Below are 14,575 nucleotides of genomic sequence, written 5' to 3' on the forward strand. Positions count from 1 at the left end.
ATGACGTCTCGGCACTACGGGCGCTGGTCGACAAGAAGGAATAGCGAAGGCTGTCGCTGCGGCGGGGGGCACCGCACGTTTCATACTCCTCGGCCGCAAGTGATTATTCCTTCCGGCAAGCCGGGCAACCTAGCGTGCCAGCGCGCGGGTCGGGCTTTGATCACTTCACCCCTTGCAAGAATCATGACTGGGCTTCTTGATGCGGGCACGGAACGTTATCCCCAGCCTGCTTGCAGACTTACAAGGGCGGATCGAAGGGTGAAGCCGCATGGACGTTAAATACCAAATCTTCGTCAGCTCGACCTACGCCGATTTGGTGGACGAAAAACGGTCGGTCATCGAGGCCGTTCTTAACCTCCGGAATATTCCTGTGGGGATGGCGGCATTCCAAGCCAGCGACGACACTCAATGGGATTACATTAAGCGGCGCATCGATGACAGCGACTACTACGTACTCATCGTAGCAGAGCGGTACGGCTCAGAGTTGAAGGGTAAAAGCTACACCCAGATGGAGTACGGGTACGCCGTCGCCCAAGCGTGCCTACCGTGGCGTTTTTGCTCGAAGGCGGTGCTCGCAAGACGTGGGCCGCGGAAAAGGTCGAGTTCGAGAAAAAGGCCAAACTCGAGAGATTCCGAAAGCTGTATGAAAAGAAGCTCGTCAAATATTGGCGCAACAAGGACGATTTGGCGGGTAAGGTTGCGATGGCTATTAGACGTTATGACCGTGGTCTGAGCGGCGGCCCACCCTTAGTCTTTGCAGCTGTTTAGCAACGGGGGTTTGCTCGGGAGTGCCGAGCCGAGCCCCAAGCGAGGAAGGACGGGCCATGGAGCAAGATAACGTTTTTTACGTCGGTGTCGATGTGTCGAAAGCCAAGCATGCTGTCGCGATTGCCGAGGGCGGACGCGGTGGAGAGGTCCGGTATTTCGGCGAGGCGTTCCCCGCGCGTCGTCACCGGAACATCGTAGCCGTGAAGCCGAACCGTGACGGTCCCGTCATCGTGAACAAGCGTCACCTCGCCATCGTGATCGTGTCGCACGGCTTGGCTGAAGACCAAGGCCTGTTCGAGCGACGAATACGAACTTCTTGGCGTCGAGCGCGAGGCAGGCAAGCCGGCTTTCGCGCTCATGGCCGAGCGCGGCACGGACGCTATGTCGGCTCGGCTTTCATTACCTTGAACCGGGAGTTGCGCGAACGGCTCTGGAAACGGGTGCAGGAGCATGCAGGAGCCCCGCCAAACGGGATGAAACGGCCGGCGACGCAATGGGTCAAGCCAGTGCTGATCGGCCGCGTGAAGCATCTCCGCGGCGAGGAGAATCTGCGCCATGCCTCGCTGCAGGATTTTCGGGAGGAAGACTAGGGTAAAACTCAGTCATTCTGGCTATGCCGCGAATGGCCGAGATAGGTTAGGCCCTGCCGTTTGAATCGGTCGGCGGCAACGAGCACAGAGCGCCACTTTCGGACCTTCGAGCCCGCCCAGTTAAAGGTGCAGTTCTCGATCCCGAAGCGGTCCTTGGATCGGGAGGCGGGGCCACATCACCATTCGTTCGTGCAGTCGACCTCAGTCGCAGATCTCTCAGAGGCTCTGGCGGTGCGTCTCGCTTTTCCCTACAACCCCAGGGCGGGCGGCCCGATGATAAATCCATAGATCCTACCGCGGGCGGTTTATGCCAGTAATGGCGATTCCGGTCGAGCCGGCTCCATGATCTATTCAGCCGGCGATCGCAGCCGACCGATTGAAGATGATGGTCACCTTGGTTCCTTCACCGACGGCCGAGGTGACGTCGAACTGCGCCTTGGCATTTTCGGTCAGCGACCGCGCGATGAGGGCTCCGAGTTTACCGGGTGCAGGCCATGTCACACCCTCAGGCAGACCGATACCGTCGTCAGCGACCACGACCCGGCAACCATTGCCGTCCACTATGCTCCGCAGCGTGATTGTCCCTCCCTCCCGACCGCTGAAGGCATGCTTCAGCGCGTTTGTAAGAAGCTCGTTCACAACCAGTCCTGTCGGCATGGCGACATTTATCGAAACCGGATAGGTGTCGACCTTCATGTCGAGGCGGATACCCTCCACCGCGTGAGAGGTCATCACGGCGGAGGCTATCTGGCTCAGATAGACGCCCAAATCGATCTCGTCCTTGTCATCCTCACCAGACAGCGCTTGATACAGGATCGCGAGTGCGTCAACCCGCCCAGCCAGCCGCTCAAATCGCTTCTTGTCTGGCTCGACTGCGTTCCGAGTTTCCATTCGGATGAGCGCAGTGATCATTTGCAGGTTGTTCTTGACCCTGTGCTGCAGCTCGCGGAGGAGCGTATCTTTCTCCCGGATCCGCTCCTCAATGGACAGTTTGTCCGCATCGCTATGGGCAGACACATCCACCAGGGCGACAAGCCGAAAGCAGAGCTTGCCGTCGTCGTCCTCGATGACATTCGAATAGACGTCTACGATCGCTGAACCTGAGCCTTTGCGCTCGAGGCGGAAGGTTCCAATGAAGTCCGTTTGTGTGACAATCGCTTCATCGATCCGCTGATCGAAGGGCGCTTTCACCGCACTCCCCGAAAGCCCCTTCCAATTCTCCTGCTCAAGGCGAGCGGCGGCAAGCCCGGAAAGCTTCTCGAATTCTGGATTGGCGTAGACCATCGTCTCGCCATCCCTCAGATCCGATACCGCAATGGCGATAGGAACTTGGTCGAGGAACTTCTTGAACTGTTCACTTTCGAGCGCAGTCGCAAGTTCGGGAGTGTCGAGCAATTGTTCGACAGGCTCGTGCCTATTATCGTCGGATGTCATCCGTTGAGCCCGGTCCTTTTCGCCGTGTAGCAACAGCCATACCCGTGAAGTTAGCTATACGCCTGACATCAGATCAAGGCTACAACACCTAGGCTGTGGTTTGGCGCTGAACGCATTTGATCGTTTCACGATTGTTGGTGAAACCGCGAACGGTATCGTCAACGATGACGCGAGTGCTCCTAGGACCGGATGAGCCCACTCGGCTGGTATCCAACGCATCTTTATGAGTCGTCGCCAGAGGTCGGTACGGGAGGAGGTGTGATTTCCTCGCCGTCTCCGGACGAAGCGTGCCGAGGCCTCACGTAATCGCGGTCGATCTTGCCTTCCTCAGCCTTGTAGAAATACTGGCTCGCGATGAGCCAACCTTGAGAGGCCGAAGCGGGGGGATGCAAGTGATGAGCATGAAGGGCAGCGTGGTCAGCAGATGGACCCAGTACGGTGTGTCAAAAGCGACCTGCTGCCATACGCCAAGAAGAACGCTCGGCACACATGCAAAGCAGATTACGAAGAACGCGGGACCATCAGCGGGATCTGCAAACGAGTAGTCGAGATCGCACACTTCGCATTTAGGCTTAAGCGTCAGGAACCCGTTGAAAAGATGCCCTTTCCCACAACGGGGGCACAAACCGCGTACACCAGTGAGAACCGGTTGAAGTGGAGGCCATTCGTCAGTCATAATTGGTCCTCAAGATTGCCGTATTGAACGAGCATGGGCGTCGGCCTGACTCGTGCTCGATCACCAGTGATTGTCCCTTCACGGGTTTGCCTGGGAAAGACTTGCCAGAACCACTTCGCCGTTGGATGTTTCACGCGCCGTTGGCGAGCAGGGATCTCTTTGACGTCGCGCGCCGTGCCTTCGCGTCTTCCTCCTGCTGCCGGGCAAAAATGCGATCATCGCGTCCGGTGGTAGGCGCGAGCTCGGTCGACAGCCGTGCCTTGGCATCGAGCTTGAAGCCTGCCATGGCGGTAACCCCCTTGATCCGGGTCTCGCTTAAAAGCCGAAGTCGCTCAAACCTGAGTGATCGTCCGGTCGGCGGCCGAGCGGCCAGCGGAACTTGCGGTCCGCTTCCGTGATCGGATGCTCGTTGATGCTGGCATGGCGCGCGCGCATTAGCCCGTCTTCGGCGAACTCCCAGTTCTCGTTGCCATAGGCACGAAACCACTGACCGCTGTCGTCGTGGTATTCATAGGCATAGCGAACGGCAATGCGGTTACCCTGAAAGGCCCAAAGCTCTTTGATCAGGCGATAATCGAGCTCGCGGTTCCATTTGCGCGTCAGGAAGGCCTCAGCCTCGGCACGGTTGGTTGCGAACTCGGCGCGATTGCGCCACCGCGTGTCGACTGTATAGGCAAGCGCCACTTTGGCGGCATCGCGGCTGTTCCAGCCATCTTCGGCAAGGCGGACCTTCTCGATGGCGGACTGTTCATTGAAAGGGGGAAGCGGCGGACGGGACATTGATAAGTTCCTTGGTTGTGTAGCGCTGAAAGAAGGGAGGGTGGGTGCAGGAAACGACCACCCTTCATTGGTCATGCGGCAAGGCGATCGATACGTGGAAAATCGATCTCGGTGCCCAGAGCTTCGTTGACGTAGTTGGTGAAGGTGTTCAGCGCGACATGCGCAATGATCTCGAGAATTTCGGCATCGCCGTAACCGGCAGCGCGGACCTTTTCGATTTCGTCCGGCGCCACCGAGCCGCGCGCGTCGACAAGGGCGCGGGCGAATTCGACAGCGGCGGCGGCCATTGGATCTTTCGAGGTGCCGCGGCGGTTCGCTTCGATTTCGCTCTCGTCCAGCCTGGCGAATTTTGCGCCAGTATAGGTATGCGCGGACAGGCAGTAATCGCAACCATTGACCTCGGCCATGGTCAGGGCGATCCGCTCGCGGGTGGCCGGAGCCAGCTGTCCCTTGCCGAGAGCGCCCTGCAGCGCCGTCAGACCGTTCAGAGCGGCCGGGCTGTTCGACACCAGGCGAAAGATGTTCGGCACGGAGCCGATCTGCTTCTGGACGGCTTCAAGCACAGGGCGGGACGCTTCCGGTGCATCGTTGATTGTGGCGGGCGTGGGAATGCGGGACATGTCTATCTCCTTGATTTGGTTTTGAAAGGCTGTCCCTTTCGTCCCGGATAAGATGCTCCGGTTCTGGACGATGATGAACGTCGAAAAGGCGGAAGATACTCTTGCGTCAGACGCATCAATGACGAGTATCAGAGTTCGAGTTGGATCTGGTTTCCGCCGTCGGTTTCTTGGGCGGGGACTGCGCAGCACAGCAGCACTTTGCACCTTTGGTGAGCTTGGTGCGGCATGGTGTGCTCCAAGGCAGGCGGTCGGGCTCATTCCTGATGAGCCCACTCGGCTGATATCCAACGCATCTTTCCGCCGTCGGCCACGATTCGTCCCAAGCCCGGGAAAGGCATGTGGGTGGCTGCGACCAGGGCTTTTTCCTCGGCCGCACGCGGAAAAAATCGTTCGCGCATGATCTGCGCGGCCGGTCGGTCCTGCTCGAACAGGAAGCCGACCTCCGGGTTCGAGGGATGGACAACCGGGAAGAGCATGTCCGAAACCATCAGCAGACTTTGTCCGCCGTCCTCGATGCGGACTCCGATGTGCCCGGGCGTGTGGCCGGTCAAGTCGATGATCGAGACGCCCGGTGTGATCTGACGTTCGCCATCCATTGCCTGCAGGTTCGGATAGAGGCGGACCAGTTCCAAAGATGCATCGAAGCTGGGTTTCAGGAACTCCGGAGCTGAAATTCTCTTCGCGGGATCAGTCCAGTACGCGACGTCACGGCGATCGACGTACACGTCAGAATTCGGGAAGTTCCGGCTTCCACCGGCCACCAGGCCGCCGAGGTGATCGACATGCATATGCGTGACGATGACCGCCCCGATATCTTCTCTCGTGATTCCCATTGTTTTGAGCGCATCAGGGAGCTGTCCCGTTTTGCCCATCGCGCCGGCGGGGCCGGTGTCGATCAGGATCAGGCGCTCGCCGTCATCGACGAGATACTGGTTAAACACGAAGCGGATGCCTCCGGGCTTCGCCGTCGATATCGCCTGCGCTTCTTCCTCAACTTGTTCGGCCGTGCTCCCGGGGAAATAGCCGAAGGGCATATCGGCAAACCCGTCCACCAGCGCGGTTACGGTGAAGCGGCCGATCCTGATTTGTGCTGAGGGGACGAGCGCTTTGGGATCGGCAGTCCGCGCTTTCGCGGTATTCACGGTGGCGGCCAAAGCGGAGCCTAGTGCAACTGGGACCGCGGGGATTGCGAAGGCAAAGGCTCTGCGCGAAAGATTTGTCATGAGTTTCTCCTGCTGAACGAAAGTTCTCTTCGGCACTGGGTATCGGGGTTGATTTTGGCGTGCGGGCGCATCAACCCGGCGCTTACGCTCTCCAGACGCGCTGGACAGATAGACTTTCACCGGCGCGTCGTCGGTGGCCACCCATAGATGCCCAATTACTATCTGGGTTCTTGAGCAGAAGATCTGGCTGCTCGGAGCACAAAGTCGGGCTTTCGGTCATGTCCATTACCTTGTGTAGTACCAGTTAAAATAATAGCCGGGTCCGCATCTTGGACGCTCATACTTGCGCCATACCGCCGTCGACAAAGAATTCGACGCCATTTACAAAGCTGCTTTCTTCCGACGCCAAGAAGAGCGCCGCTGCTGCGATTTCGTCCGGACGTCCCATGCGTCCCAGAGGAGTCTGGGCGATTAAAAACTCCGTCATCTGACGACCTTGTTCGAGATCAGGCGTTAAGCCGTGCAAACCCGGCGTCGAAGTCGCGCCCGGCGACAGGACGTTCACCCGGATCCCGGAACCTTTCAGATCGAGAATCCAGCTCCGGGCGAAGCTGCGAATCGCTGCTTTGCTCGCGCCGTAGACGCTGAAAGCAGGGGATCCGTGGCTTCCAGTAGTGGAACCGGTTAAAATAATCGAGCCACCGCCCTGCATCAGCGGCAATGCCTTCTGCACGGTAAAAAGCGTGCCTTTAACATTGACGCCGAAGGTGGTGTCGAAATGCGTCTCGGTAATCTCGCCCAGCGGCATGAACTCGCCAAGCCCGGCATTTGCGAAGAGGATGTCGATGCGGCCCTTCTGGGCCGTGATGGTCTCATACAGTCGGTCGAGGTCCTGAGCACTAGAAACATCGCTGCGAACGCCAGTGACGTTGTCACCTAACGACGCGACGGCTTTATCCAGCTCGGGCTGGCGCCGTCCCGTTATGAACACGTACGCGCCCTCCGCCGTAAAGCGCTTTGCACTTGCTAGGCCGATACCGCTATTTCCGCCGGTAACGAGAGCGATTTTTCCGTCTAATTTTCCCATGATCGGTTCCAGTGCGCATGGCTGCAGAGGCAGCGGTTTAAAGTCTTAACTGAAAAGCTGCAGTGATTCTCAGCCGGCTGGTCATACGCCCGCGTAAGCGAGCCTGGTGAAGAAGGCGGGATTCATGATGAACTGTCTCGGCGCCAGCCAACCTCCCGCCTCGGCGAAAATAGCCGAGGCTAGGCAGCACAGGCAGAAGCCGCGGCGAGACAAATTGATTGTAGCGCATTGGGCATCGTGCTCTCCTACGCCATGTAGTGTCAGGCTAGAGGGCCTCGCCGGGAGCCTCACCCTTTGATGAAATCCAGGATGTCCTGGTTCAGCCGGTCCTTGTGGGTCGTCGGTTCCAAGGTCGAAGAGGATCAGGTCCTTCTCGGTCCGGATCAGCGGAACGTTGCATTTCGCATCGATGGCGCCGCTGCTCCCGCCAAGCCGTTTCTCGATGTCGACCCATTCGGCAGGCATCGCGTCCGGTGCGACGACCTCCGCCGGCAGCATAAAATGGCCGTCGCTCAGCACCGTGATGTTGAAGGAACCGTGGCGGAAGCGGTGGGGCGAGGCGGCCATGGCGCGCCATGGCCGCACTGACGAGCAGCCGACAAACCCGGCGGCGCCGGCAAGGAAGGTGCGTCGATCAAGTCTCATGGCCCAATCTCCTGATCTCGAATTGTCTGGTGGCTGCAGCCAACAGCGCAGCGACGGCGGCAGACGGCGGCCAGGCCCCGTCGCCGAGGATGAGCAGGCCATCTCCCGCGCCCTTGGGGAGGATATCCAGCAGGCTCGGTAGAACGGCGATCGGCTTGCCTGCCTGCAGGAACTGAGCGATCAGCGCCGCGGCCGAGTTGCGATCAGCGTCGCGCCAGAGCGCGCCCGGCTCGCCGACGCAGAAACCTCCGTGAAAATCGTCCTCGAACAGCTCGCCGAATCTGAGCGTGTTGGCGAGATCGTCGCGGGCGCGGCGGTCGGCCTGGAACCGCCTTGCAAGCTCGTCGGCTTCCGCTCCCAGTCGCGTGAAACGCGTGGGCCAGGGGTAGCCGCCGCACATCGACGCTACAAGCACCTCGGCGCCCGCATCCTGAAGCGCGTAGTAGACCCCCAGGAACTGCTCGAGCCCGACGTTGCCGGCTTCCGAGGACCGACTGAGCATGACGGCTATGCGAAGCGGCGCGCCCGTGGACGTCATCTCGGCCCCCTGACAATCACTCGACTCCGGTCAATGCCAACCGCACCGGCACGCGCGCGGCGATCCATCGCAGCACGTGGGCGATCACCTCCTTGCGGCCGAGATCGTTGAGCAGGTCGTGGAAGTGGCCCGGGTAGAGCTTCAGCGTCTTGTCGGCGGAGCCGGCGGTGTCGAAGAACAGCTGGCTGCCGGCAGGCTTGGTTGCCTTGTCTGCTGTTCCGTGCAAGATCAAGACCGGCAGCGTGATCAGCGGAAAGTCGCGCTTCAGCCGCTCGTTTGCGCGAATCAGTGCTGCGACTGTGCTCGTCGGCTGGACCTCCTTATCGATCAACGGATCGTCGTTCATCGATGTCACAATCGCCGGATCGCGCGAAAAATCCTCGTTGTTCAGCCGCAGGACGTGAAAATGCGGCGCGACGTGGCTGAGCCCCTTGACGACCACGAGAGCGAAATCCGGCGCGTACACCTGGAACGCAAAGCTCTCGCATATGAATCCGGCGAGCTCGGCCTGATGGTCCAGCGCATAGGTGGTCGAGACCACGCCGCCTGCACTGTGGCCCAGCAGGAAGACAGGCAATCCGGGCTCCCGCTGCTTGGCGAGCTGGATCAGCATCGATAGATCGTCGACATACTCAGTGACGTTCTCGACGAAAAACCGCTCGCCGTCGGACTTCCCGCGACCGCGCAAGTCGAGGGCGTAGACGGCGTGGCCGGCGGCGGCCATCTGCTCGGCGGCCCAGAAGTACTGGCCGCTATGTGAGTTAACGCCGTGGCAAATCGCCACGACCGCGCTCGGTCTGGACGCAGGGTGCCAAGAGCGCACGAAGATCCTTGGGCCGTCCGCGCGCTCCAGATATTCCTCCGCCATAGCGGTCGTGGTCGAGGTCATGGCAAGTCTCCTCTTTCGCTTGCGGTCAGCTCTTGATGAAGGCGAGCAGGTCCGCGTTGACGATGTCGGGATGCGTCGTGCACAGGCCATGCGGAAGACCGGCATAGGTCTTCAGCGTTCCGTTCCTGAGAAGCTTGGCGGACAGCGGAGCGGAGTCGGCGTACGGCACGATCTGATCGTCGTCGCCGTGCATGACGAGCACCGGAACATCGATCTTCTCCAGGTCGTCGGTGAAGTCGGTTTCCGAGAACGCCTTGATGCAATCGTAGTGCGCTTTGGCGCCGCCCATCATGCCCTGCCGCCACCAATTGTCGATGATGCCCTGCGAAACCTTCGCGCCCGGCCGGTTGAAACCGTAGAAGGGACCGGAGGGCACGTCGTAGTAGAATTGCGCCCGGTTCGCGACCAGCGCCGCGCGAAACCCGTCGAACACCTCGATCGGCAGGCCGCCCGGGTTCTTGGCGGATTTCACCATGATCGGCGGCACTGCGCCTATCAGCACCGCTTTGGCGACGCGACCCGGTTTTGCGCGAGCTACGTAATGCGCGACCTCGCCGCCGCCGGTCGAATGGCCGATATGGACGGCATTCTTCAGGTCGAGCGCCTCGGCCAGTTCGGCAACGTCGGCCGCGTAGGTGTCCATCTCGTTGCCGGTGTCGGACTGTGTTGAGCGGCCGTGGCCGCGGCGATCATGCGCGATGACCCGGTAGCCGTTGTGCAGGAAGAACAGCATCTGGTTGTCCCAGTCGTCGGCGCTGAGCGGCCAGCCGTGATGGAAGACGATCGGCTGTGCGTCCTTCGAACCCCAGTCCTTATAGAAAATCTCGGTGCCGTCCTTCGTGGTGATGAAGCCCATGTTCTGTCGTCCTTCGCTGGGTTGAGTGGTGGATTCAGCGGAAATCGCCTGCGCAGCGTATGCCGGCAGAAGGGTCGCCGCTCCGGCGGTGATGCCTGCTGCAAGCATCTCGCGGCGGGTGAGTTGGATCGGATGCAGGGTGGCGCTCACGGCTGTGACTCCTCGCCGAGGAAGCGAATGACCTCGTCTCCGAACTCGCGCGGGTACTGGAACAGGAAGGCGTGGCCGGAGTCCGGGTAGACGATCAGCCGCGCGTTCGGGATCGCCTGCGCCAGGGCGTAAGACTGGAGCGTCGGGATCATGACGTCTTCGTTCCCGTTCGCCACCAGCACCGGCTGGCGGATCGCCCCGACACGATTGAGAAGCGATGTTTCCGGCGTCCCTAGATCCCCTGCGGCGGCAAGCATCGCCTTCCAGGTTTTTTCGCTCACTAGCCTCGCAAATGAATCCTTGCGCTCCCGTAGCCGAGCGAGGTGCGCACGTCCGGCCGCCTGGCTGGTTTGCGTGTCCTTGAAAAGGAGGAAGAGGAAGTCGTCGTCTGTGTTTGTCGGCTTGGTGGCGACCTCAATCGCCATGAGATTCAGGTTTGCGCCCTCGACATAGCCCGCGCCGCTACCGGCGATGACCAGCCTGCGCACGAGGCCGGGCCGCTGGAGCGTCAGTTCCTGCGCGACGAGGCCGCCGAAGGAGAAGCCCAGCAGATCGACCTGCTTGAAACCCAGGCCGTCGATGAAGGCGCCGGCGCTCCTCGCCCAATCGGCCATGCGGAGAGGGGCCTCGCCGCCGGAGCGGGCCACGCCGATATTGTCGAATATGACGACGTATCGGCTTGCCGCGACATGATCGAGGAATGCCGGGTCCCATTCGTCCATCGTCCCGCGAAAGCGGTTGAGGAGAACCAGAGGCGTTCCGGACGGCGTCCCGAGCGTCCGGCAGGCGTAGGCGACGCCGTCGACGTCGAACGTTTTCGTCTCCACGCAGGCGGCGTCGCAGAACCCAGTCTGGCTGGGTTCTGCCGAGGTGGTCGGGTTGGCCGTCGTCGAGGTGATCAGGACGGCGAGCAGTGCAGTGCCGGCCAGACTGGCGACGACCGCTTGACGTAAGGATGTACTGCGGGTTGAAGTCATCGCTCTTTCCCTCTGCGCGCTTCGTTCGATGACGAGACAGTTGCGCAGTGGAGCGGCGTGAACCAGTTAATCGTTGCTAAACGGCGCTAACCAGCTTGTTTAGCGTTACCAGACTGGCCACCGAACGCGCCTCCAGGGCCAACGCGCCTTGATCTCGCGCCATTTCGATCGCGCGCTGGAGGAGCAGCCGGGCCTCAGTCGGGCGCGAGGCCTGTTCGGCAAGTATCTTGCCTTTCTGGTGCAGCAGTTCCGGGCAGTACCAAGCCTCGCCACTCGACCTGCAGCGCGCCAGAGCGTCGTCGAGCAGCGCCACGGCTTCCAGCTCCTGGCCGATCCTCGCCAGCCCGGAGGCGAGTATCGATTGGAAGACAGTGTGGTAAAGATAGAATCCCGCACGATCCAGCCGGTCGAGAGCTTCGCCGACGAGTGTGACGCCCGTTGCGGCGTCTCCGGTTCGAATCAGGATATCGCCCTCGAAACATTCGGCATAGGCATGCCAAACGTCGAGCGCGTGGTCGTGCGTGCGCCGATGCAGCATGTCCGTATAGCGCTCGGCGCGTGCGAGGTCACCGGCCATCAGCGACACCGGACAGGCGGCGTCCGACAGGGCGTGGCACAATGTGAGATTGTGGCCCGCGGCAAGAGCGGCGCTGACCATATCGTCGATCTCACGCAGGGCCTCTTCAGCTTTGCCGCGCAGCCACAGCACGCGCGCCAGCGTGATCCGCGCGGTGATGCGCTGATCATATTGAAATCGCGCCAGATGCGATCCGTTCGACGGCGGGCGATAGGCATCCAGCATGCGCCGAACATGGCTTTCCGCGGCTGGCTGATCGCCCAGCAGATGCAGTGCCCTTGCCTTCATCCTCTCGCCGATCAACTGGTCCGAGACGTCTGCCGAACGCTCAGACAGCGCGCAGAACGCCTCGGCCCTTTCGAGCGCCGCTCGAGGTTCGCCGCCGTTTGTCCGATCGACCCACAGCGCCCAAAGCGCGCGCAGCTGGAAGTCGACATCATCGACCTTCTGGGCGATCTCGAATGAGCGCGTCCAGGCTTGCGCGCCCCCGGGCCGTCCCGAAATCGCGCGCATTTGCGGAAAGCCAAGGGCCGCATGAAGCCGCATCAGGCTTTGCTGATCGGCGTCGGGCTGTCGTTCGAGCCAATCCAGCGCTTGCCTTACCCGCAACAGGCATTCGTCGACCAGCGAAAGATGGTACCACAGCGGAATTGCCGCGACTGTCATTGCAACGCCGGCCGCCGCGTCGCCGCCCGGCGAGAAGCACCAGTCGAGCGCAGCCCTGAGATTGCCGACGTCGCGGGCGAAGCCGTCCACCCAGCCGGCGTCCTGCTCATGCGGCGCGGCACATTCGAGCAGGCTCCGATAGTGGACTGCATGGCGGCGCGAAGCGTCTTCCCGCGACACGGCGACCGAAAATTTCTCGGCTGCGTAGGCGCGAGTCATGTCAAGCAGGCGATAGCGCACCGGATAGGCATTGCGATCAACGACCACGAGCGACTTCGCGGCAAGGTCGATGATGCACTCTTCGACGTCGCCGCCACTTTCACCCGACACCACTGCGCGGGCCGCCGCCAGCGTAAAATCCTGATTGAACACCGAAAGCTTCGCGAGAGCGGCCTGCTGTGCCGGGGAAAGCAGGGAAAAGCTCCACTCCATCGTCGCGCGAAGCGTCTGGTGGCGTGGCAGAGCCGTGCGTCGTCCACGCGTCAGGATGTCGAAATTAGACCGCAGCGATTCCAAAACGCCGGCAATGCCGAACGTATCAACGCGCCCCGCAGCCAGTTCGATAGCGAGCACGATGCCATCGAGGCGGCGGCAGATATCGGCCACCACCGGGGCGTCGGCGTCGCTCAAAGAATAACCTCCAAGGCTTGCCGAAGCGCGCTCGACGAACAGCTGGACCGCAGCAAAATCCAGTGCCCTTGCCGCATCCAGCTTCTCGTCCGGTCCCGGGCAGTCCAGCGGCGGCAAGCGCAGAACCCATTCGGGCGCGACCCGAAGCGGCTCCCTGCTGGTCGCCAGGATCGTCACGTGCCGCGTCCTGGTGATCAGTTCCTCGGCGATCGCCGCGACTTCGTCGATGAGGTGCTCGCAGCAGTCGAGGACGAGGAGCATCGAGCGATGACTAAGCTTGTTCGCCAGCTCAGCGAGCGGATCGGTCGAGGCGAGCACTAAGCCCGCTGCGGTGGCGATCAGCTCGGTGATCAGCGCTCCATTGGCAATCCCGGAGAAATCGACGAACGCCGTGCCGTCCGAATAACCATCATCCAGGCGTTGAGCAAGAGCGAGCGCTACTGTCGTCTTTCCAATGCCTCCCGGACCGACGAGGGTGAGCAGCCTTTGCTCGGGCAGCTGCCCCTCGAGCTGATCGAGAACCGCCTCTCTCCCGATGATGCGGTTGGCCAGCCGGGGTAGCGGCAGTCGGGCTATCGTGGGTTGCTGGCCATCGGCCCGCGTCGGCGACTCCTTGCGCGTGACCGGCGCCACGAAGCTGTAGCCGCGATTTGGAATGTTCGAGATATATTGCTGCGCCTCGGGGCCCTCGCCGAGAATCTTGCGCAGCGACGTGATGTGGACGCGCAGGTTGTTTTCCTCGACGAACATGTTTCGCCAGACCTGGGAGACGAGCTCGTCTTTGGAAACGATCTCTCCGGCGCGCGACACCAGGACGATGAGGATATCCAAAGCGCGGCTGCCAATCCTCAGCCTTTCGTCGCCCCGCATAAGCAGGCGCTCGGCCGGCACCAGCGTAAACGAACCAAAGGAGAGTGCGGCGCCCGGTGTCACATTCCAAACCTAGTGGGTGCAACGAAGTTTCAGATTTCCACGAGAAGCAGGTCTGTGTGAAGCTATACCTTGGATTCATGACTTGCACGCCTCGGTTCCAACGTTCGCTTCGGCCCCGACTCTGACGGTCGGCAACGCGCCTGATTCCCGCCATTTGCCCACTTGTGGCGGCTTCCTGAAAGCGGACGTTCAAATTAGTTCACGGCTACGTCTAAATCCCTCCGTCCTCGCGGCAGAACGCGACAGTTGGGGACACGGCGCATGTCGATCCCCTACACGACCCTTTTCGGTCGAATTCTAGGGGAGCTGCGCGTCCATGAGGTTCAGGCGGTCGAAGAAGACGCGGTTGCGACGCTTGGCATCGGCAAGAAGCCGGCCGTAGTCGATGACCTCGAAATAGATCCCGAAGGTCCGGTGATAGCCGTAATAGGAGCGCTGGTCCGGCGTAGGCATCGCGTCCGACATCTTCAGCTCGGCGTGATGTCGCAGACGACGTAAGCGAAAGCGGGTATCTTGTCCCCCGCAACCGACAACTCGTGAGATGTGCCTTAAGTTAACTGTGTCGGCGCCACGACGAATAGAACGAAAGCGCCGAG

15 protein-coding genes and 2 pseudogenes are annotated in these 14,575 nt (G+C 61.0%); 3 read left to right on the forward strand and 14 right to left on the reverse strand.

Features of this window, described 5'->3' with window-relative positions:
- Nucleotides 1–268: 268 nt before the first annotated feature.
- The 3 genes and pseudogenes from AC0L28_RS24385 to AC0L28_RS24395 form a co-directional block, all read left to right on the forward strand.
- Nucleotides 269–514: pseudogene (locus AC0L28_RS24385) on the forward strand (DUF4062 domain-containing protein); the annotation flags it as partial.
- A 32-nt stretch (nt 515–546) separates the two neighbouring features.
- Nucleotides 547–768: a hypothetical protein gene (locus tag AC0L28_RS24390; protein WP_287066314.1), complete on the forward strand. Its 222-nt coding sequence runs from the start codon at nt 547–549 to the stop codon at nt 766–768.
- Between the two features lie 56 nt (nt 769–824).
- Nucleotides 825–1,358 (forward strand): hypothetical protein, encoded by a 534-nt coding sequence (locus tag AC0L28_RS24395; RefSeq protein WP_473480754.1) that lies wholly within the window; start codon nt 825–827, stop codon nt 1,356–1,358.
- Between the two features lie 351 nt (nt 1,359–1,709).
- Here AC0L28_RS24395 and AC0L28_RS24400 read toward each other — a convergent pair whose 3' ends face one another.
- The 14 genes and pseudogenes from AC0L28_RS24400 to AC0L28_RS24465 all read right to left on the reverse strand — a co-directional run bounded on the left by AC0L28_RS24400 (nt 1,710) and on the right by AC0L28_RS24465 (nt 14,444).
- On the reverse strand, nt 1,710–2,792 hold the full coding sequence (locus tag AC0L28_RS24400; RefSeq protein WP_473480757.1) for a sensor histidine kinase: 1,083 nt from the start codon (nt 2,790–2,792) through the stop codon (nt 1,710–1,712).
- Nucleotides 2,793–3,013: 221 nt separating this feature from the next.
- Nucleotides 3,014–3,468: pseudogene (locus tag AC0L28_RS24405) on the reverse strand (DUF983 domain-containing protein).
- A gap of 130 nt (nt 3,469–3,598) precedes the next feature.
- Nucleotides 3,599–3,754, reverse strand: coding sequence for a hypothetical protein (locus AC0L28_RS24410; protein ID WP_287180440.1), 156 nt, complete (start codon nt 3,752–3,754; stop codon nt 3,599–3,601).
- A gap of 29 nt (nt 3,755–3,783) precedes the next feature.
- On the reverse strand, nt 3,784–4,248 hold the full coding sequence (locus AC0L28_RS24415) for a nuclear transport factor 2 family protein (protein ID WP_473480921.1): 465 nt from the start codon (nt 4,246–4,248) through the stop codon (nt 3,784–3,786).
- Between the two features lie 71 nt (nt 4,249–4,319).
- The gene (locus AC0L28_RS24420) at nt 4,320–4,868 is read right to left on the reverse strand and encodes a carboxymuconolactone decarboxylase family protein (protein ID WP_473480761.1); all 549 of its coding nucleotides are present in this window, start codon (nt 4,866–4,868) and stop codon (nt 4,320–4,322) included.
- Nucleotides 4,869–5,122: 254 nt separating this feature from the next.
- The gene (locus AC0L28_RS24425; RefSeq protein ID WP_287174906.1) at nt 5,123–6,091 is read right to left on the reverse strand and encodes an MBL fold metallo-hydrolase; all 969 of its coding nucleotides are present in this window, start codon (nt 6,089–6,091) and stop codon (nt 5,123–5,125) included.
- Between the two features lie 277 nt (nt 6,092–6,368).
- The gene (locus AC0L28_RS24430; protein ID WP_287174908.1) at nt 6,369–7,118 is read right to left on the reverse strand and encodes an SDR family NAD(P)-dependent oxidoreductase; all 750 of its coding nucleotides are present in this window, start codon (nt 7,116–7,118) and stop codon (nt 6,369–6,371) included.
- Nucleotides 7,119–7,199: 81 nt separating this feature from the next.
- Complete coding sequence (locus AC0L28_RS24435; RefSeq protein ID WP_128172970.1) at nt 7,200–7,763, reverse strand: MBL fold metallo-hydrolase; 564 nt, start codon at nt 7,761–7,763, stop codon at nt 7,200–7,202.
- Complete coding sequence (locus AC0L28_RS24440; RefSeq protein ID WP_473480765.1) at nt 7,753–8,301, reverse strand: type 1 glutamine amidotransferase family protein; 549 nt, start codon at nt 8,299–8,301, stop codon at nt 7,753–7,755. Before AC0L28_RS24440 ends, AC0L28_RS24435 begins: the two co-directional genes overlap by 11 nt.
- A gap of 16 nt (nt 8,302–8,317) precedes the next feature.
- The gene (locus tag AC0L28_RS24445; protein WP_473480768.1) at nt 8,318–9,190 is read right to left on the reverse strand and encodes a lysophospholipase; all 873 of its coding nucleotides are present in this window, start codon (nt 9,188–9,190) and stop codon (nt 8,318–8,320) included.
- 25 nt (nt 9,191–9,215) lie between these two features.
- Nucleotides 9,216–10,046 carry an alpha/beta fold hydrolase gene (locus AC0L28_RS24450; protein ID WP_051407818.1) on the reverse strand — a complete coding sequence of 277 codons (831 nt, stop codon included), beginning with the start codon at nt 10,044–10,046 and terminating at the stop codon, nt 9,216–9,218.
- 146 nt (nt 10,047–10,192) lie between these two features.
- The gene (locus tag AC0L28_RS24455) at nt 10,193–11,173 is read right to left on the reverse strand and encodes an alpha/beta fold hydrolase (RefSeq protein WP_473480771.1); all 981 of its coding nucleotides are present in this window, start codon (nt 11,171–11,173) and stop codon (nt 10,193–10,195) included.
- Nucleotides 11,174–11,249: 76 nt separating this feature from the next.
- Complete coding sequence (locus AC0L28_RS24460) at nt 11,250–13,979, reverse strand: ATP-binding protein (protein WP_473480774.1); 2,730 nt, start codon at nt 13,977–13,979, stop codon at nt 11,250–11,252.
- A gap of 297 nt (nt 13,980–14,276) precedes the next feature.
- Nucleotides 14,277–14,444, reverse strand: coding sequence for a hypothetical protein (locus AC0L28_RS24465; RefSeq protein WP_473480777.1), 168 nt, complete (start codon nt 14,442–14,444; stop codon nt 14,277–14,279).
- Nucleotides 14,445–14,575 lie beyond the last annotated feature (131 nt).

The sequence above is a fragment of the Mesorhizobium sp. WSM4847 genome, assembly GCF_055811335.1.